Genomic DNA, 17,204 nt, shown 5'->3' on the forward strand with positions numbered 1-17,204 from the left:
CCGGGCAGCGCCTCCGCGGGGGAGGGCTGCCCGGCCCGGCCGGTCGTGGCGTCTAGCGCTGCTCGAGAGGGACGAAGTCCCGCTCGGTCGCGCCGGTGTAGAGCTGGCGCGGCCGGCCGATCTTCGTGGCCGGGTCGTTGATCATCTCCCGCCACTGGGCGATCCAGCCGGGCAGCCGGCCGAGCGCGAACAGCACCGTGAACATGCGGGTCGGGAAGCCCATCGCCCGGTAGATCAGCCCGGTGTAGAAGTCGACGTTCGGGTAGAGCTTGCGCTCGATGAAGTAGTCGTCCTTGAGCGCGATCTCCTCGAGCTGCTGCGCGAGGTCGAGCAGCTCGTTGTTGCCGCCCAGCTTGCCCAGGATCTGGTCGGCGGTCTTCTTCACGATCGCGGCGCGCGGGTCGTAGTTCTTGTAGACCCGGTGGCCGAAGCCCATGAGCTTGACGCCGGGCTCCTTGTTCTTCACCCGCTCGACGAAGCGCGGGATGTCGCCGCCGTCGCGCTTGATCGCCTCGAGCATCTCCAGCACCGACTGGTTGGCCCCGCCGTGCAGCGGGCCGAACAGCGCGTTGATCCCCGCCGAGATGGAGGCGAACAGGTTGGCGTGCGAGGACCCGACGAGGCGCACCGTCGACGTCGAGCAGTTCTGCTCGTGGTCGGCGTGCAGCACGAAGAGCATGTCCAGCGCCTTGACCATGTCGGGGTCCTGCTCGTACGGCTCGGCGGGGAAGCCGAACGTCATCCGCAGGAAGTTCTCGACCAGCCCGCAGGAGTTGTCGGGGTACAGGAACGGCTGGCCCACCGACTTCTTGTAGGCGTAGGCCGCGATGGTGGGCAGCTTCGCCAGCAGCCGGATGGTCGAGAGCTCGACCTGCTCGGCGTTGAACGGGTCGTGCGAGTCCTGGTAGAAGGTCGACAGGGCGCTGACCGCCGACGACAGCACCGGCATCGGGTGCGCGTCGCGGGGGAAGCCCTTGAAGAACTGCTTGAGGTCCTCGTGCAGCAGGGTGTGCCGGCGGATCCGCTGGTCGAACTCGCCGAGCTGATCGGCGGTCGGCAGCTCGCCGTAGATCAGCAGGTAGGTGACCTCGAGGAAGCTCGACTTCTCGGCCAGCTGGTCGATGGGGTAGCCGCGGTAGCGCAGGATCCCGGCGTCACCGTCGATGTAGGTGATCGCCGAGGTGCACGACGCGGTGTTCACGAAGCCGATGTCGAGGGCGACCTTGCCCGTGGTCGACAGCAGCTTGCTCGTGTCGAACCCGTCAGAGCCTTCGGTCGCCTTCACGACGGGCAGGGGCAGTTCTCCACCGGGGTAGCGCAGGGCGGCTACGTCAGAGTCGGTCACGCCTTCGGACGCTACTGCGCGATCGGTCGGTGTGCCCACGCAACCGGCCGTGCGGCTCACGGAGGCGTGTCGCCGGCCGGCCGCTGGGCGGCCTGGAACTCCTCGTAGTCGCGGTAGTAGTCGGCCTCGTCGTAGGGCAGGGAGGCGAGCACGAGGCTGACGCTCCCGCTGGAGAAGTTCTCCAGGTGGGTCCAGATCATCCGGGGGACGTAGAGCCCGTAGTAGGACCGGTTGAGGGAGAAGCGCTCGTGCTCGGTGCCGTTGTCGACGATGACGTCGAAGCTCCCGTTCGCGGCGATGATCAGCTGCTCGAGCTCGCGGTGGGCGTGACCGCCGCGAGCTTCCCCGCCCGGGACGTCGTACAGGTAGAAGACCCGCTGGATGTCGAACGGGATGTGCGCGGAGCCCTCGATGAAGGTGAGGTTCCCCCGCGGGTCGGGGATCCGGGGCAGTTCGACGATCCGGCAGCCCAGCGCCGCGCCGCCGGGGGGCCACCCCTTGTCCGCAGCCCGCCGTCCCCACGGATTCGACCGTCGCTCCACCGCAGGCTCGGGAACGGGCTCAGTCGTCGACATGCCCCCAGGGGATCACGACACGTCCGGCCGAAGGCTCAGGGGAGCCGGACGCGCCGCTCACAGGTCGCGCGGAACACCGGCCCCGTGCGCCCGTGGACGGTACGGCGGGCCCCCCGGATGGGGCTCGTGCGGCTGCTGTGCCTGCGGCGGTGTCGGGGGTCGGACGTGCCGTGCGTCGCCCGGATCCCCCTCTACTGTTCGGCCGTGTAGCGCCTCCGGCCCGGCGGACCATCCGGCCGGGCCCGGCGACCGGTCCGGCGCGTCGGACCGGGGCGCCGCCCGCCGCGGGATCCGCCGAGGTGCCTCCCGCGCCACCACGATGGAGCCGATGACATGCAGGCCGCGACGCCCCCTGACCCCCGCCTGCGGCAGCACCGCCAGACCTACCGGCAGATCCTCGGTGCGGTCCGCAGCCATGCCGGGCGAGGGGACGTCGAGAGCGTGCTCCGCGCCGCCGCGGTGGCGGCCAGCTTCGTCTGGCAGGCGCCGACGGGGGCGCTGGCCGAGCCGGAGCTCGAGCGGTTGGTCCGGGACGCGGTCCGCGGGGACGGCGTCGTGCGGGTGGACCGCGGGGATCCCGGCGGCAGGGTCCTCCACGTGCTGACCGAGGGCTACGACGTGGGTGGCCACACCCGCCTGGCCCGGCGCTGGATGGAGCGGGACCCGCGGCCGTCCGACGTGGCGGTGACCATGCAGCGCGGCCCGGTGCCGGCCGGCCTCGTCCAGGCGGCCGAGCGCCGGGGGGCCCGCATCTACGACCTGCGCGAGGGGTTCCCGACGTTGGCCGGCCGGGCTGCGGCGCTCCGCGGGCTGATGAACGGTGCGGGCACCGTCGTCCTCCACGTCCACCCCTACGACACGGTGGCCCTGGCCGCGGCGTGCCTGCCGGGGTCGCGGCCGCCGATCGTGCACGAGAACCACGCCGACCACACGTTCTGGCTCGGGCTCGCCTCGGCCGACCTGGTCGTGGAGAACCGCGAGATCGGTCGCCGCGTCAGCCGTGAGCTCCGCGGGATGCCCGACGAACGACTGTCGATCCTGCCCGTCCCGGTGGACGAGGTGGCGACGACGAGCACCCGGAAGAGCGTGCGGGCGCAGCTGCGGTTGCGGCCGGGCCAGGTGGCGGGGATCTCGGTCGCGAGCCCGCTCAAGACGGCGCCCATCTGGGGGACGGGCTTCGACGAGCTGCTCGCCCGGGTGCTGCCGCGGGTCCCGGAGCTGGTGGTCGTCGTCGTGGGCCCAGCCCCCGATGGTGTCTGGGGGCGGTTGCGCTCCGCCTTCCCGGGGAGGGTGCTCCCGCTGGGCGTGGTGGAGGGGGCCCAGAGCCTGTACGCAGGTATGGACCTCTACCTCGACTCCTTCCCGTGCGGCAGCAACACCTCCATCCTCGAGGCCGCCGCCGCCGGGCTGCCGACGGTCAGCCTGCAGCTGCACAGCGGTCATGCGGAGTTGTTCAGCTCCAGCGCTCCCGGGCTCCCGACCGACGGCTCCGCGCACCGCAGCGAGGACGAGTACGTGGCGGCGCTCCGCACCCTCGTCGAGGACCGCGAGCTGCGCCGCAAGCGCGGCGAGCAGGCCCGTTCCGACGTCCTCGCAGCCCACTCCGGCCCGGGATGGGCGGACGCTCTCGAGGAGGTCTACCGCCGGGCGCACGAGGTGCCCATCGCCGACCTGGGGGAGTACCCGGCGCCGCTGCACGACGACGACTACGGGAGCACGCTGGTCCCCTTCATCCTCGGCGGGAACCAGGCGCCCGAGCCGGCCCTCTTCGGCGAGGTCCTCGGCCCCCAGATGGACGAGCGCCTCCGCTGGGACCTCTTCGTCGCCGGCCAGGACCGGTCGGAGCGCCGGCTGTCGGTCCGTGTCGCCCGTGGCTGGGAGGAACACCCCGCCTGGACGATGCGCCTCGTCGGGCTCGCCCAGGCGTACCCGTGGTTGACCGTCAGCCTCCCGCCCGTGGCGGGCGACGACCGCTCGGGGGCACGCAGCGTCGGCGCCCTCGAGCCCGTTCTCGCCGCGAACGGTCTGACCACCGAGGACTGCGGGGACCTCCGGCTCGACGTGCGGGTCCCCACGTTCACCGGGCCGGTGGTACCGGGCGAGCTCCCACTGAGGCTCGAGGCGCTGGAGGCGCTGGAGCTGATCCTGACCTCGCCGTTGTGGGACGACGTGCCGGCGGCCGCTGGTGACGGGGCCCAGGCGTGACACCCCCCGCGTCGGCGGCGCCGCTCCCCGGCCTGTCCTTCCACCACGTCGGCCTGGCCTGCCGCGACCTGCGGGCCGAGGCGGCGGCGCACGCAGCCCTGGGTTTCGCGCCCGAGGGCGAGGTCTTCGAGGACCCGCACCAGAAAATCCGCGGGTGGTTCCACACCCTGGGCGCGTTCCGAGTCGAGCTCCTCGAGCCCTGGGGCGACGGCTCGCCCGTCGAGGACTGGCTCCGGCGCGGCGTGAAGCTCTACCACGTCTGCTACGAGACCGACGACCTGGAGGCGGCTCTGGAGCGGTTGCGGGCCGACGGCCACCGGACCGTCTCGGCCCCGGCCCCGGCGGTGGCCTTCGGTGGCCGGCCGGTGGCGTTCGTCCTGCTCCGGACCCGGGGCCTGGTCGAGCTGCTCCAGCGCTGAGCGTCACCGGTCAGTCGACGACGAAGAACGACGGCGTCCCGGCGAAGCGGGTCCGCTGCAGCCGCACCGAGTCCAGGCCCCGCACCTCGCGCAGCGCGACGGTCTCTCCGGGCCACCCCGGGTGCGCGACCTCGTCGAAGCCGACGACGGCACCGCGCGTGAGGTACGGCCCGAGCGTCTGCAGGCACGCGCGCGTCGGCTCGTACAGGTCCATGTCGAAGTAGGCCATGGCGACGACGGTCTCGGGGTGGTCCTCCAGCCATCGGGGCAGGGTCACGCTCGCGTCGCCCTGCACGATCTCCCGGCGGGGGTAGTGGTTGCCCTCGTCGGCGTCGCGGTCGGCCAGCAGTGCCGCCAGCACCTCTGCGTGGCCGGCGGTCACGCCGTAGTCGCCGGCCTGCGCGCCCTGGTCGATCCCCGAGACCGAGGCGAAGCCCTCGAACGTGTCGAAGCCGATGATCCGGCGCGTGGCGTTGCCCGGCTCCAGCATCGACCGGAGGGCCTGGAGGATCGCCAGATCGCGCCCCCACCGGACGCCGAACAGCAGCACGACGCCGTGGACGTCGAGGATGCGCTCGTACAGCGAGTGCATCAGCAGGACGCGGCCGAGCGCGTGCCGCGAGGCGAACAGCGGCAGGTTGTCGAGCAGCTCCTCCGCGGGGATGTCGGTGTCGCGCAACCGCCTGACGAGCGACTGGTGGGCCTCCCGCTGCGCGGCCGACCCGCTGCGCTGGACGTTGTACCGGCCTTCGCGCTCCACGCCGACCAACGTAGCGGCCGTCGCGACGGCGCCCCGACCCAGCCGCTCGCCGGGAGGCGGCTCAGGCGTTCGTGCGCTGGACCAGCCGGGCGGCCCGCTGGGCGGCGGCACGCAGGTGCGGCTCGGCCGTCGTCTCCCACCGCTGCCGGGTCGTGACCGCCTCGACCGCGTCGTGCGGGACCCCGCCGATGGTGGTGTGGGCGGGCAGGACCCCGGTGACCTCGGCCCCGTAGCGCTCGTGGAACGCGACGACCGACCGGTTGTCGGCCAGCGTCCTGGAGCGGACGGCGTCCAGGCCCAGCCGACCGAACGCCGCGACGTGCACCAGCCAGGCGCTCTCCGCGGCCGCCAGCGAGCCCCGCCGGAGGACCCACCGGCCCCACTCGGCGGTGCCGGCCGAGACGTCGTAGACGCCGACGAAGCCCTCGACCGCCCCGCCGGCTCGTCGTTCGACCGCCCAGTAGAAGTCGTCGGGGCGCTCGAAGTAGGCGTCCAGCCACCGGACCTGCGCCGCCACGGACGCGTCGGTCGCGTGGAGGAAGCGCGACAGCTCCGCGTCCCCGCGCAGCTCGGCGATGGTGGCGGCGTCGGTCACCTCGACGGGTCGCAGGCGGAACGCGTAGCCGTCGACGACGTGGTCATGCCGCAAGATGGCGTTCCACCGCGGCCACGATGGCGGTCGAGCTGTCGAGGGACGCGAGCTCGTGCTCGGCGAACATCACGCCGGTGTCCTCCTCCACCGCGTAGATGATCTCGACGTGGCTCAGGGAGTCCCATTCGGGGACGTCGGCCCGGTTGAGGGGTTCCCGTGATGGGGCGGGCAGCTTCAGGACCAGGGCGAGCACGTCGTGCACGCGGGTCTCGACTTCGTCGCGGGTCATGCCGGTTCCTTCCAGGTCACGGTGATCGGGGCGTCGGCGAGGAGTGCGGCGCAGCCGGCCGCGTCCCGGTCGAGGGGCACCAGAGCGGGCGAGTCCAGCGGGGCCGCGCTGTGCGCGGCCAGCCATGCCCGGGCCGGCCCGTTGCGGGGGCCGGGCTCGTACGCGACGAGGGCCCTCGTGCCGCCGAGGTCCTCCAGCAGCCGGCCGACCGCGGCGGCCAGCAGGTGGTCCTCGATCCCGCGGCCGAGCGCCCGGCAGCTGATGCACAGCTCGTCGACGACCACGTCGCCGTCGGGGGAGCGGTGGCCCGCCACCAGAGCCACCAGACCGCTGTCGGAGAGCCGGTCGGCGAGGGCCGCGGTGACGACGCGGACGTCGTCGGCGGCCACCCAGCGGGCCAGTTCGGCGGGGCCGGTCCGTCGCAGGGCGGCGTTGAACTGGTTGGTCCTGACGGTGAGCTCCGCCATGCGGGGGAGGTGCTCCGCGCGGTCGACGGCGAGCTCCACCCGCACGCCCAGGGAACGCAGGTAGTCGGACGGGTCGGCCTGCGCGATGGCCTCGCGTCGTGCCGCGGCGGCGAGGTCTGCGGCGCGCAGCGCGTCCTCGGTCGTCCGGCGGTGCCCGTGCACGCCGGGGAAGAGGGACAGGGCGGTGGCCGTGACGGCGGGATCCGACGCGTGGACGAGGCCGGCCACGGCGGTGCCGGCGGCCACCTCCGCCAGCTCGCCCGGGTTGTCGTCGACGAACACGACGGCGTCGGGCGCGATGCGGAGGTCGGCGGCCACGGCGGCCACGGCGCGGCTCTTGGCGCCCCAGCCGATCGCCGTGGCGGTGAAGTCCTCGAGCCGGAGGGGGAAGTCCTCGCGTGCGGAGAAGAGGGCCGCCACGTCGGCGGGCTCGTTCCGGGAGACGAGGGCTAGGAGGAGCCCGTCGTCCTTCAGGTCGAGCAGCATGCGCTGCAGCGCCTCGTGGGCGGGGGTGAGCCGCACACCGGCCGGCCCGTCCTCGCCGAGGACGCCGTCGTAGAGGGTCATGTCCAGGTCCACGGCCAGCGCCTTCACCGGCGGCGACACCAGCGCCGGTAGCCACCGCAGCCCCATCCGCTGGGCGGCGAGCACGGCCGCGCGGGCGCTCATGGCCGTGCCGGCGACGTCGCGGGTCCGGAGGTCCAGGAACGAGTCGCCCACCCGGCGGGCGATCTCGGACAGGTCGGCGACCCAGCAGCCCGGCACCTGGTCGGTGACGCGCTCCAGGAGGTCGTTGAACGTCGCGGCCGCCGGTCCGTCGCCCGGCCGGTCGACGACGAGAACGGGTGCCGACGTCCGGGCCCGGAGCGCTTCCAGGCGTCCCCTCAGCCAGTCGGCGAGGACGGCCGGTCGGACGTCGCCGTACCGCTGGTAGTCCAGCCACACGACCTCGACGTCGGCCGTCGCATCCGCGGCCCCGACGCCGTTGAGCGAGTCGTCGTAGTCGCTGTAGTTGAAGCTCGCGGAGAGGCCCGAGTACGCCAGGAACGCCGGGAGCAGCGAGGCCACGTGCTCGAAGGTCGTGTTGCGGTGGACGCGGAGGTGTACCTGCCGGGTCGGCCAGGACGGCGTCAGGGCCAGCAGGTCGAGACGGCGGGGCGCGGCGCCCAGGACGACGGGCTGCCAGTGGAGCCGTTCGAGGAGCGGCTCAGGGGCGCGCGACGACATAGATCTCCGCGGCGGACTCCGGATGGCGCTCGCCGAGCTCCATGAACGCGTCCAGCATCTGCTGCGTCCAGTGCTGGGCCAGCTGGGCGTTGGAGACCGGCTTGAGCCAGTACCCGCCCGTCAGGCTCACGGTCCAGCCGGCAGCGGCGAAGTCGGCGCGCAGCTCGCCGAGGTCGTACACGCGGCGGTGACCGTAGTGACGGTCGGTGTCGTTCAGGGCGTTCTCGGTCGGCAGGAGGCCCATCAGGACGGCCGCCTGGCGATGCAGGCTCCCGGCGTTCGGGACGGTGGCCAGGACGACGCCGTCCGGCGCCACCCAGTCACGGACCCGCTCGAGCAGCCCCACCGGGTCGGCCACGTGCTCGAGCACGTGGCCGAGGATCACCGTGTCGAAGCGGCGCGGCGGCGCGTACTCCTCGAACAGCGCGTTCACCACGGTGATGTCGGGAAAGCGGTCAGCCAGCCGGCGGCAGAAGCTCTCGGACCCGTCGACGACGGTGAGGTCGCGGAAGGCCTCCGCCAGTTCCTCGGTCATCACGCCGTCCGCGGGCCCGAGCTCGAGGCAGCTGGTGCCCTGCCAGTGCCGCCGGAAGATGCCCGTCAGGTAGCGCAGGCTCGTCGGCATCGGGCCGTGGTTGTACAGGCCGTCCGTCGCGATCGACTCCAGCCGATCCAGCTCCCGCTGGTTCGTCCCGTTCATCCGGCCCAGTGTGCCAACGAAGCCCGGACCGTCGGTCGCTCAGCCGGCGACGCGCTGCCCCCGCGCCACACCAGCCCCGTTCGCCTCGTGGCAGGACCGACCGGGCGCCGACGGGGTCAGGGGTGGGTCATGGACAGGACGTCGAGGGCCTCGTCGAGCTGCTGCTCGGTGAGCTTGCCCTGCTCCACGTAACCCCGCTCCAGCACCACCTGGCGGATGGTCTTCTGCTCCTTCAGCGACTGCTTGGCCACGATCGCCGCCTCCTCGTAGCCGATGTACTTGTTCAGCGGCGTGACGATGGAGGGGGAGGACTCGGCCAGCTCGCGGCAGCGCTCCTCGTTCGCGGTGATGCCGTCCACGGTTCGGTCGGCCAGGATCCGGCTGACGTTGGCCAGCAGCCGGATGGACTCCAGCACGTTCCGGGCCATCAGCGGCAGCGTCACGTTGAGCTCGAAGTTGCCCGTCGTCCCGGCGAAGGTGACGGCGGCGTCGTTGCCGATCACCTGCGCGGCCACCTGGATCGTGGCCTCGGGGATCACGGGGTTCACCTTGCCCGGCATGATCGAGCTGCCCGGCTGCAGGTCGGGCAGGAAGATCTCGCCCAGGCCGGTGCGCGGGCCCGAACCCATCCAGCGCAGGTCGTTGGCGATCTTCACCAGGCCGACGGCGATGGTCTTGAGCTGGCCCGAGGCCTCCACGAGCGCGTCGCGCGAGCTCTGCGCCTCGAAGTGGTTGCGCGCCTCCGACAGCGGCAGGTCCATGTCCGACGCCAGCTTGTCGATGATCGCGGCCGCGAAGCCGGGCGGGGTGTTGATGCCGGTGCCGACCGCGGTGCCGCCCAGGGGCAGCTCGCCGACGCGGGGGAGGGACGCCTCCAGCCGCTCCACGCCGTACCGCACGGCCGCCGCGTAGCCGCCGAACTCCTGGCCGAGGGTGACCGGGGTGGCGTCCATCAGGTGGGTGCGGCCGCTCTTCACGACCTCGGCGAACTCGGCGGCCTTGCGCTCGAGCGAGGCCTCCAGGTGGCGCAGCGCGGGGATCAGCGTCACGACGATCGCGCGGGTGGCCGCGATGTGGATGGCCGAGGGGAAGACGTCGTTGGACGACTGCGAGGCGTTGACGTGGTCGTTGGGGTGCACCGGCTTGCCGAGCGCCTCGGTCGCCAGCGTGGCGATGACCTCGTTGGTGTTCATGTTGCTCGACGTGCCGGAGCCGGTCTGGAAGACGTCGATGGGGAAGTGGTCGTCCCAGTCGCCGCGGGCGACGGTCGCGGCGGCCTCCGAGATGGCGCCGGCGATCTCGCCGTCGAGCACACCGAGGTCGGCGTTCACCGTCGCGGCCGCACCCTTGATGGCCGCCAGCGCGCCGATCAGCTCGCGCTCGATGGGCGTGCCGGAGATCGGGAAGTTCTCGACGGCGCGCTGAGTCTGTGCCCGCCACTTGGCCCACGCCGGTACGCGGACCTCTCCCATGGAGTCGTGCTCGATGCGGTGGTCGGTGCCGTCCTGGGCCACGCTGCGCTCCCGGTGGTGTGGATGGTGACTGTGCTCCGGGAGCGACCCTAGACACCCAGGGGGAGACGCCTCGTCCCGGTCCGCGTACGGCGGGGCGTCGGGTGTGGTGGTCGGCAGCTGCGGCCCCCTAGCATCCGCAGCGCCGCAGCCGCGTCTCCCGAGGAGTGTCCTTCATGTCCCAGCCGCCGTACCCGCCGCAGGGCGGCAACGACCCCGGGGGCGAGCAGCCCGGTCAGCAGGGGTGGAACCCCCCGGGTGGTTCCGACGAGCCGACCCGCCAGTTCGGCGCCCCCGGCGGGGAGGGCCAGCGCGACGAGACCCGCCAGTTCGGCCAGCCTGGCTACGGCCAGCAGCCGGGGCAGCCGCCCTACGGTCAGCAGCCGGGCTACGGCCAGCAGCCGGGGCAGCCGCCCTACGGCCAGCAGCCGGGCTACGGGCAGCAGCAGCCCTATGGCCAGCAACCCGGTCAGCAGCCCTACGGCCAGCCCGGCCAGCAGCCCTACGGCCAGTACGGACAGCCGGGGCAGCAGCAGTGGGCCCCGCCCGGCGGTCCCGGCGGCCCCGGTGGGCAGGCGCCCAAGGGCAACAAGAACACGATGATCGCCCTGATCGTCGCCGGTGTGGTGGTGCTCGCCGCCGTCGGCGTCGCGCTGTTCCTCCTGCTCGGCGGTGACGACGACGACACGACGGCCGCCGGCTCCACCAGCAGCTCGTCCAGCGAGGCCGACACGTCGACGTCGGAGCGCAGCTCGTCGAGCTCGGAGTCCTCGTCGGAGTCGTCGTCCAGCTCGTCGGAGCCCGCGGGTGAGATCCCGCCGGCGACCGTGCCGCCCACCGGGCTCGGCGACGACCCGGTCATGGACGGCTACGCGCAGGACTGCTACGACGGCGACATGGAGGCCTGCGACACGCTCTTCCTCGAGTCGGAGGTCGACTCCGTCTACGAGGCGTACGGCGACACCTGCGCCGGCCGTCAGCCGCTCGGCACCGGAACGCTCTGCACGATCGCCTTCCCCACGGAGTAGTCAGCGGCACCGGCGGCCCGGTACCCAATGCGGGGTGCCGGGCCGTCGCGCGTCCGAGGAACGCCCACGCAGACGCCGTGGTCCGCTACGGTCCGGAGCCGTGACCGACGACGTCCCTTCGGCGCAGCCGCCGGCCGTGCGCGCCTCCGACGCCGACCGGGAGTCGGTCGTCGCCCGCCTGCAGAAGGCCGTGGGCGAAGGCCGGATCGACCTCGACGAGTTCGGTCAGCGGGCCGACGCGGCGTTCACCGCGGTCACCCGGGCCGACCTCGACGTGCTGGTGGCCGATCTCCCGGTGGACGCCCCGCCGCCCGTCGAGATCGTCGGGCAGCGCCCGCAGGAGGAGGTCACCAGCGTCTTCGGCGACATCGTCCTGGCCGTCGCGTCCGCGCCGCCCAAGCGGGCCGGCACGGTGTTCGGCGACGTCCGCATCGACCTCCGGGGTCTGCGCACCTCCGCCGACCGGGTCGACCTCTACCTGAGCACCGTCTTCGGCGACGTCGACGTCATCGTCGCCGAAGGGGTGGACGCCGAGCTGCACGGCCGGACGGTGTTCGGCGACCGCAAGGTGCAGCTCGCGCCCGTGCCGCGCCTGGCCGGCACGCCGCTGGTCGTCGTCCACGCGAAGGCCGTCTTCGGCGACCTCAAGCTCCGCAGCCTCGCGCCCGGTGACTCGCCCACCCGCTGGGGGGCGCTGATGGAGAAGCTCGCCGCGCGCAAGCAGCTGCCGCCCCCGCCGCCCCTGCCGGGTGCGCCGGGACCGTTCCCGCCGCCCCCGTTCTGAGGAGCGGAGCGGCTCACGCCGAGTGGAGCCCGAAGGGTTCCGCGCAGGTGTGACGCAGCAGCTCAGCGCGGCCGGGGGACGGCTCCTGGCCGGGGTCCGATCCGGAGGATCGCGATGTCACGGCTCCCGGTCGAAGGGGACCGCGGAGTACGCGCGCAGCTTCTCCAGCGAGTGCAGGCTCTCGATCGAGCGGATGGTGCCCGAGCGCGACCGCATCACGAGCGACTGCGTGGTGCACCCGCCGGCCCGGTACTGGACGCCGCGCAGCAGCTCGCCGTCGGTGATGCCGGTGGCCACGAAGAAGACGTCGCCGCGGACGAGGTCGTCGATGTGCAGCACGCGGTCGAGGTCGTGGCCGGCGTCGATCGCCTTCTGCCGCTCCTCGTCGTCCTTGGGCCAGAGCTTGCCCTGCAGCGCACCGCCCATGCACTTGAGCGCGCAGGCGGCGATGATCCCCTCGGGCGTCCCGCCGATGCCCAGCAGCAGGTCGACGCCCGTGCCCTCGCGGGCCGCGGCGATGGCCCCGGCGACGTCGCCGTCGGTGATGAACTTGATGCGGGCGCCGGCCTCGCGGACCTCGTGCACCAGCTGGTCGTGCCGCGGGCGGTCGAGGATGCAGACCGTCACGTCGCCGACCGAGCTCTTCTTCGCCTTGGCGATGCGGCGGATGTTCTCCGCGACCGGGTCGGTGATGTCGACGACGTCGGCCGCCGCGGGGCCGGTGGCCAGCTTCTCCATGTAGAAGACCGCCGACGGGTCGTACATGGCGCCGCGGTCGGCCACGGCCATGACGGCGATCGCGTTCGGCATGCCCTTGGCCATGAGGGTCGTGCCGTCGATGGGGTCGACGGCGACGTCGCACTCCGGACCCTGGCCGTCGCCGACCTGCTCGCCGTTGTAGAGCATCGGCGCTTCGTCCTTCTCGCCCTCGCCGATGACGACGACGCCCTTCATGCTCACCGTGCCGATGAGCGCGCGCATCGCGTCGACCGCGGCGCCGTCGCCACCGTTCTTGTCGCCGCGGCCGACCCACCGCCCGGCGGCCATGGCGGCCGCCTCGGTCACCCGCACCAGCTCGAGGGCCAGGTTGCGGTCGGGAGCGGGCCGGTCGGTGCTGAAGCCGCGGCGCGACGGGACGGGGCCTTCGGGGACGAGCAGCGACACGAGAGCTCCGATCGGCCACCGGCGCTGGTGGCAAGAGGGGCTGGATCTCCTGCGATCCTAGGTGCATGACCGCAGGCGGCCCGATGGGCGAGCACCCACCCACCCCGGCGGAGGCGGCGCCTCCACCGGCGCCGTCGGCGATCGAGCGGGCCAACCGGATGAACGCGGCCAACATGCTGCGGTCGCTGCTCCCCCTGGTGCTGATCTGCCTGCTGCTCGTGGGGTGGCAGGCGTTCCGCTCGAGCGGGGATGTGGGCGTGCGCACCGTCGACCCGTCCTCCTCCGTCCAGGTCGCCGCGGCGCGCGCGAGCTACCAGCTGCTGGTCCCCACCGGCCTGGAGGAGGGTTTCCGCGCGACGAGCGCGCGGACCGACGCCGGTGCTGCGGAGCAGGGCGACCCCGTGACGCTGGAGATCGGCTACCTCACGCCCGAGGAGGAGTACGCCGGGTTCGTGATCAGCGACGACCGGGACGCCGACCCCGTGGCCGACGTGCTCGACGACGCGGAGGAGCAGGGGACCGTCGACATCCGCGGCGAGACGTGGACGCGGTCTACGACGGCGGACGGGGAGACGGCGCTGTCCCGCGAAGCCGGCGGGGCGACCGTGCTGGTGACCGGCTCGGCGTCGGACGAGGAGCTGGAGACGGTGGCCGCCGCCGTGCGGCCGTACACCCGCTGAGCGCTTCGGCGCAGGTCAGCGCCGAAGTTGACGGTTCCGTGTCGTACATCACGACCTGGTATCTCCTGGGTGCGTCGCGTGTCGACGCGCGGGCTCTGGCGGGACTCTTCCGCCCCACCAGTCACGCGAGCCACTCGCGCACCCACCAGGAGCCCGCATGTCCCCTCGTGCCTTCTGCCCCGGCGGCGACCACCGGCCCCCCGCCACAGGCGGTTCGTGTGCCTGCGGGATGGTGACCCGGGTTCCCTCACCGAAGGCGCCGGTGCGCCCGGGGCCGCTCGTCCGGCCGGAGGTGCGCGACGCGCTGGCCCGCTGTCTCTACGACGGGCCGGGCGACCCGCTGGCTCCCGACGCCACCGACCACCGCCCGGCGGAGGTCCGCATGTCGGCGATCCTGCGCAGCCGGGCCGACCGGATGCTGGCCGCGCTCGCGGCGGCCGGCCTGGTCGTCACCGCCGACGGCGAGCTGCGCCGGGCCGCCTGAGCCCGGGGACGGACGGCGCCGGTCAGGACCGGTCGGCGTCGTCCGCCGGAGCGGCCGCGGCCAGGCGCTCGCGGGCGCGGTCGAGCCAGTGCTGGCAGAGCTTCGCCAGCTCCTCGCCCCGCTCCCAGAGGGCGAGGGACTCCTCGAGCGACAGCCCACCGGCCTCGAGCCGGCGGACGACGTCGGCGAGCTCCTCCCGGGCCTGCTCGTAGGTCTGGGTCGGTTCCGCGCTGTCGCTGCTCACGGTCGCCCATCCTCCCCGGTGCGGTCGACCCGGACGGTGAGCCGCCCCCCGGCCACCCGGACGCGCAGCCGCTCGTCGTCGGCGACCGCGGCCGGATCGCGCACCAGGGAGCCGTCGTCCCGCTGCACGACGGCGTACCCGCGCTCGAGGGTGGCGGCCGGCGACAGGGCCGCGACCCGGGCGCGGGCGTGCTCGAGGTCGCGCTCGGCGCCCTCCACGCGGTGCACGAGCGTGCGCCGAGCGCGGGTGCGGAGCGCGACGACGTCCTCCTCGCGGCCGTGCAGCAGCCGGTCGGGCGAGGCGAGCACCGGGCGGGTACGCATGGACTCCAACCACCGCTCCTGCTGCTCGAGCCGCACGGTGAGCACGTGCCGGGCGCGGGAGCGGAGCCCGTCGACGAGTCGGCGCTGCTCGCCGATCTCGGGCACGACGCGGTGCGCCGCGTCGGTGGGGGTCGCGGCGCGGACGTCGGCGACGTGGTCGACCAGCGTCGTGTCGGTCTCGTGGCCGACGGCGGTGACCACGGGCGTACGCGTGGCGGCGATGGCCCGCACCAGCCCCTCGTCCGAGAACGGCAGGAGGTCCTCCACCGAGCCGCCGCCCCGCGCGATGACGATGACCTCGACCGCCGGATCGGCGTCGAGCCGGCGCAGCCCGTCGATGACGTTCTGCGCGGCCATCGGCCCCTGGACGGCGCAGTTGTACATCTCGAAGCGGATGGCCGGCCAGCGCCGCCGCGCGGTCACGAGCACGTCGCGCTCCGCGGCGCTGTCCCGCCCGGTGATGACGCCGACGACGGCCGGCGCGAACGGCAGCGGGCGCTTGCGGGCGGCGTCGAAGAGCCCCTCCGCGGCCAGCAGCCGGCGGATCCGCTCGATGCGGGCCAGCAGCTCACCAAGGCCGACGGCGCGGATCTCGGTGGCGCGGAGGGAGAAGGAGCCGCGGGCGATGTAGTAGTCGGGCCGGGCGCGGACGATGACCCGGGCGCCCTCGGTCAGCTCCAGGCCGGGCCGCTCGGCGACGTCGCGGTGGCAGGTGACCGGCACGGAGAGGTCGGCGGCCGGGTCGCGCAGCGTGAGGAACACCGTGGCCGCGCCGCCGCGGCGGGACAGCTGGGCCACCTGGCCCTCGACCCAGACCTCACCCAGGCGCCCGATCCAGTCGGCGATCTTGCGCGCGACCGTGCGGACCGGCCACGGGGCCTCGGGGGAGGAGGGGGACGTCACGCGGTCGAGCGTGCCATCCCCCTCCGACGTCCCTCTGCGAGGTCAGGCGCCGCGCGGGGCCAGCGGGCTGGACTCGATCGCCTGCTGCTCCAGCTTCTCGAGGCGGTTGCGCAGGAGCCGCAGGTAGGGCTCGCGGGCCCGGGTGGCCTCCTCGTAGCGGACGAGGTCCTCGACCGTGCTCAGCGCGTAGCCGCGCAGGCGGCCGCGGAGCTGGGCGATCGAGAAGCCGTCGTAGCCGTCGACCGGGGCGGTGCCGGCGGCCTGGGAACCGGAGAGCTCGCTGGCGCCCTGCGGGTCGTCGGTGGGTGCGCCGGAGGACGCCCCGACGGCGTCGACCGCCGCGCCCTCGGCGATCGCGTCGTCCTCGGCGGAGGTGTCGGTCCCGCCGACGTCGGTGCGGACGCCGGTGGCGGCCGCGACGTCCGAGCCGCTCTCGTCGGTGGCCGTGGCGGGCCCGGCGTTCGTGCCCGTGGCCGCGGTGTCGGTGGCCGCGTTCCCGTTCGCCTTGGCCGCCTTCTTGCGGGGCTTCGTGCTCTTCGTGGCCTTGGCCGCCTTCTTCGGCTTCGCGGGTGCGGCGTCCGCGGTCTCCGGCGCGGCGACGCCCTCGTCGGTCACCGAGGCCTCGACGGCGGCGATCTCGCCGTCCGGCGTCACGACGTCGACGGTGGTGCTGACGTCGGCGGTCTCCTGCGCCGCGGAGGTGGCGGCGGGGTTGTCGTCGGACTCCAGCAGGGCGTTCTCGAGGGCGTCGGCGTCCTCGGTCGCGGGGGAGTCCTCGACGACCGAGAGCGCGGGCGTGGCCGGGGCCGTCTCCTCCAGCGTGGGCGCCTGGTCGACCAGCTCGTCGATCGCGATCTCGTCGAGGATCTCCTCGATCGCCGGGGCCTCCTCGGTCAGCTCCTCGATCGACTGCTGACCGGTCTCGACCTGGTCGGCGAGCTCGTCGACGACCGCGGTGACGGCGTCCGCGGCCGGGTCCGCGGGGAGCGCGTCCACCTCGGCGCGGTCGAACGCGGAGTCGCGGAAGCCGTTGGAGGCCGGGGCCGCGGGCTCGTCGTCGTCGTCGAAGGTGGCGAGGCCCGGCTCGTCCTCCCCGCGCAGACCGGTGAACAGCTCGTCGCCACGGGCGACGAGGCCCGCGTACTGCTGCTGCACCTTCATGGCCTGCTGCATGGCGAGCCCGATGAGGCGGACCGGGAGGCCCGGCAGCGTCTCGGGCAGCTTGCGCGCCTCGTCGAGGACGGTGGCGGCCAGACCGGCGGCGGCGCGGACAACCTCAGGGATCTCACGAGACATGCGCACAGCGTGCCCCACAAGCTGCGGCGCGACACCCGGTGTGTCGAGATCCACCCTCTTGCGTGGCCCCCGTGTCCGGTGCCACCGCGCTGGGGGGGGGGGGGGGGGGGGGGGGGGGGGGGCGGGGGGGGGGGGGGGGGGGGGGGGGGGGGGGGGGGGGGGGGGGGGGGGGGGGGGGGGGGGGGGGGGGGGGGGGGGGGGGGGGGGG

Annotated in this window: 18 protein-coding genes; 6 read left to right on the forward strand and 12 right to left on the reverse strand. The window is 73.8% G+C overall.

Annotation, left to right across the window (positions count from 1 at the left end; genetic code table 11):
- Positions 1-52 precede the first annotated feature (52 nt).
- On the reverse strand, positions 53-1,345 hold the full coding sequence (locus tag ACI78T_RS20270) for a citrate synthase (RefSeq protein ID WP_456559937.1): 1,293 nt from the start codon (positions 1,343-1,345) through the stop codon (positions 53-55).
- A gap of 56 nt (positions 1,346-1,401) precedes the next feature.
- On the reverse strand, positions 1,402-1,920 hold the full coding sequence (locus ACI78T_RS20275; RefSeq protein ID WP_456559938.1) for a sugar 3,4-ketoisomerase: 519 nt from the start codon (positions 1,918-1,920) through the stop codon (positions 1,402-1,404).
- A gap of 333 nt (positions 1,921-2,253) precedes the next feature.
- On the opposite strand from ACI78T_RS20275, the gene ACI78T_RS20280 reads away from it, so the two are divergent.
- Together ACI78T_RS20280 and ACI78T_RS20285 are read left to right on the forward strand one after the other, a co-directional pair.
- Complete coding sequence (locus tag ACI78T_RS20280; RefSeq protein WP_456559939.1) at positions 2,254-4,125, forward strand: glycosyltransferase family protein; 1,872 nt, start codon at positions 2,254-2,256, stop codon at positions 4,123-4,125.
- Positions 4,122-4,544 carry a VOC family protein gene (locus ACI78T_RS20285; RefSeq protein ID WP_456559940.1) on the forward strand — a complete coding sequence of 141 codons (423 nt, stop codon included), beginning with the start codon at positions 4,122-4,124 and terminating at the stop codon, positions 4,542-4,544. The genes ACI78T_RS20280 and ACI78T_RS20285 overlap by 4 nt, the downstream gene beginning before the upstream one ends.
- 10 nt (positions 4,545-4,554) lie before the next feature.
- Here the strand turns inward: ACI78T_RS20285 and ACI78T_RS20290 are convergent, their stop codons facing one another.
- From ACI78T_RS20290 to ACI78T_RS20315, 6 genes are all read right to left on the reverse strand, one after another.
- On the reverse strand, positions 4,555-5,304 hold the full coding sequence (locus ACI78T_RS20290) for a hypothetical protein (protein ID WP_456559941.1): 750 nt from the start codon (positions 5,302-5,304) through the stop codon (positions 4,555-4,557).
- Positions 5,305-5,365: 61 nt separating this feature from the next.
- Positions 5,366-5,953, reverse strand: a complete 588-nt coding sequence (locus tag ACI78T_RS20295; protein WP_456559942.1) for a GNAT family N-acetyltransferase — start codon at positions 5,951-5,953, stop codon at positions 5,366-5,368.
- A complete protein-coding gene (locus tag ACI78T_RS20300) occupies positions 5,943-6,185 on the reverse strand; it encodes an acyl carrier protein (RefSeq protein WP_456559943.1) in 243 nt (80 codons plus the stop codon). Before ACI78T_RS20300 ends, ACI78T_RS20295 begins: the two co-directional genes overlap by 11 nt.
- Positions 6,182-7,879: an HAD-IIIC family phosphatase gene (locus tag ACI78T_RS20305; RefSeq protein WP_456559944.1), complete on the reverse strand. Its 1,698-nt coding sequence runs from the start codon at positions 7,877-7,879 to the stop codon at positions 6,182-6,184. The genes ACI78T_RS20300 and ACI78T_RS20305 overlap by 4 nt, the downstream gene beginning before the upstream one ends.
- The gene (locus ACI78T_RS20310; RefSeq protein ID WP_456559945.1) at positions 7,860-8,579 is read right to left on the reverse strand and encodes a class I SAM-dependent methyltransferase; all 720 of its coding nucleotides are present in this window, start codon (positions 8,577-8,579) and stop codon (positions 7,860-7,862) included. Before ACI78T_RS20310 ends, ACI78T_RS20305 begins: the two co-directional genes overlap by 20 nt.
- Positions 8,580-8,695: 116 nt before the next feature.
- Entirely contained in the window at positions 8,696-10,093 is a 1,398-nt protein-coding gene (locus tag ACI78T_RS20315) for a class II fumarate hydratase (protein WP_456559946.1), read from the reverse strand.
- A gap of 173 nt (positions 10,094-10,266) precedes the next feature.
- On the opposite strand from ACI78T_RS20315, the gene ACI78T_RS20320 reads away from it, so the two are divergent.
- Both ACI78T_RS20320 and ACI78T_RS20325 read left to right on the forward strand, forming a co-directional pair.
- Positions 10,267-11,118: a hypothetical protein gene (locus tag ACI78T_RS20320; protein ID WP_456559947.1), complete on the forward strand. Its 852-nt coding sequence runs from the start codon at positions 10,267-10,269 to the stop codon at positions 11,116-11,118.
- Between the two features lie 100 nt (positions 11,119-11,218).
- Complete coding sequence (locus ACI78T_RS20325) at positions 11,219-11,902, forward strand: DUF1707 domain-containing protein (RefSeq protein WP_456559948.1); 684 nt, start codon at positions 11,219-11,221, stop codon at positions 11,900-11,902.
- 117 nt (positions 11,903-12,019) lie between these two features.
- Here ACI78T_RS20325 and glpX read toward each other — a convergent pair whose 3' ends face one another.
- Entirely contained in the window at positions 12,020-13,066 is a 1,047-nt protein-coding gene (gene glpX, locus ACI78T_RS20330; RefSeq protein ID WP_456559949.1) for a class II fructose-bisphosphatase, read from the reverse strand.
- A 65-nt stretch (positions 13,067-13,131) separates the two neighbouring features.
- Between glpX and ACI78T_RS20335 the strand changes: the two genes are divergently transcribed.
- Positions 13,132-13,746 carry a DUF4245 domain-containing protein gene (locus ACI78T_RS20335; RefSeq protein ID WP_456559950.1) on the forward strand — a complete coding sequence of 205 codons (615 nt, stop codon included), beginning with the start codon at positions 13,132-13,134 and terminating at the stop codon, positions 13,744-13,746.
- Positions 13,747-14,008: 262 nt separating this feature from the next.
- Positions 14,009-14,230 (forward strand): hypothetical protein, encoded by a 222-nt coding sequence (locus ACI78T_RS20340; RefSeq protein WP_456559951.1) that lies wholly within the window; start codon positions 14,009-14,011, stop codon positions 14,228-14,230.
- 22 nt (positions 14,231-14,252) lie between these two features.
- Here ACI78T_RS20340 and ACI78T_RS20345 read toward each other — a convergent pair whose 3' ends face one another.
- From ACI78T_RS20345 to ACI78T_RS20355, 3 genes are read right to left on the reverse strand one after another with little or no spacing between them, the layout of a single operon-like run.
- Positions 14,253-14,474 (reverse strand): exodeoxyribonuclease VII small subunit, encoded by a 222-nt coding sequence (locus ACI78T_RS20345; protein WP_116449868.1) that lies wholly within the window; start codon positions 14,472-14,474, stop codon positions 14,253-14,255.
- On the reverse strand, positions 14,471-15,700 hold the full coding sequence (gene xseA / locus ACI78T_RS20350; RefSeq protein ID WP_456559952.1) for an exodeoxyribonuclease VII large subunit: 1,230 nt from the start codon (positions 15,698-15,700) through the stop codon (positions 14,471-14,473). Before xseA ends, ACI78T_RS20345 begins: the two co-directional genes overlap by 4 nt.
- 42 nt (positions 15,701-15,742) lie before the next feature.
- A complete protein-coding gene (locus tag ACI78T_RS20355) occupies positions 15,743-16,996 on the reverse strand; it encodes a hypothetical protein (protein WP_456559953.1) in 1,254 nt (417 codons plus the stop codon).
- Positions 16,997-17,204: the final 208 nt, after the last annotated feature.

The organism is Blastococcus sp. SYSU D00922, assembly GCF_054050495.1.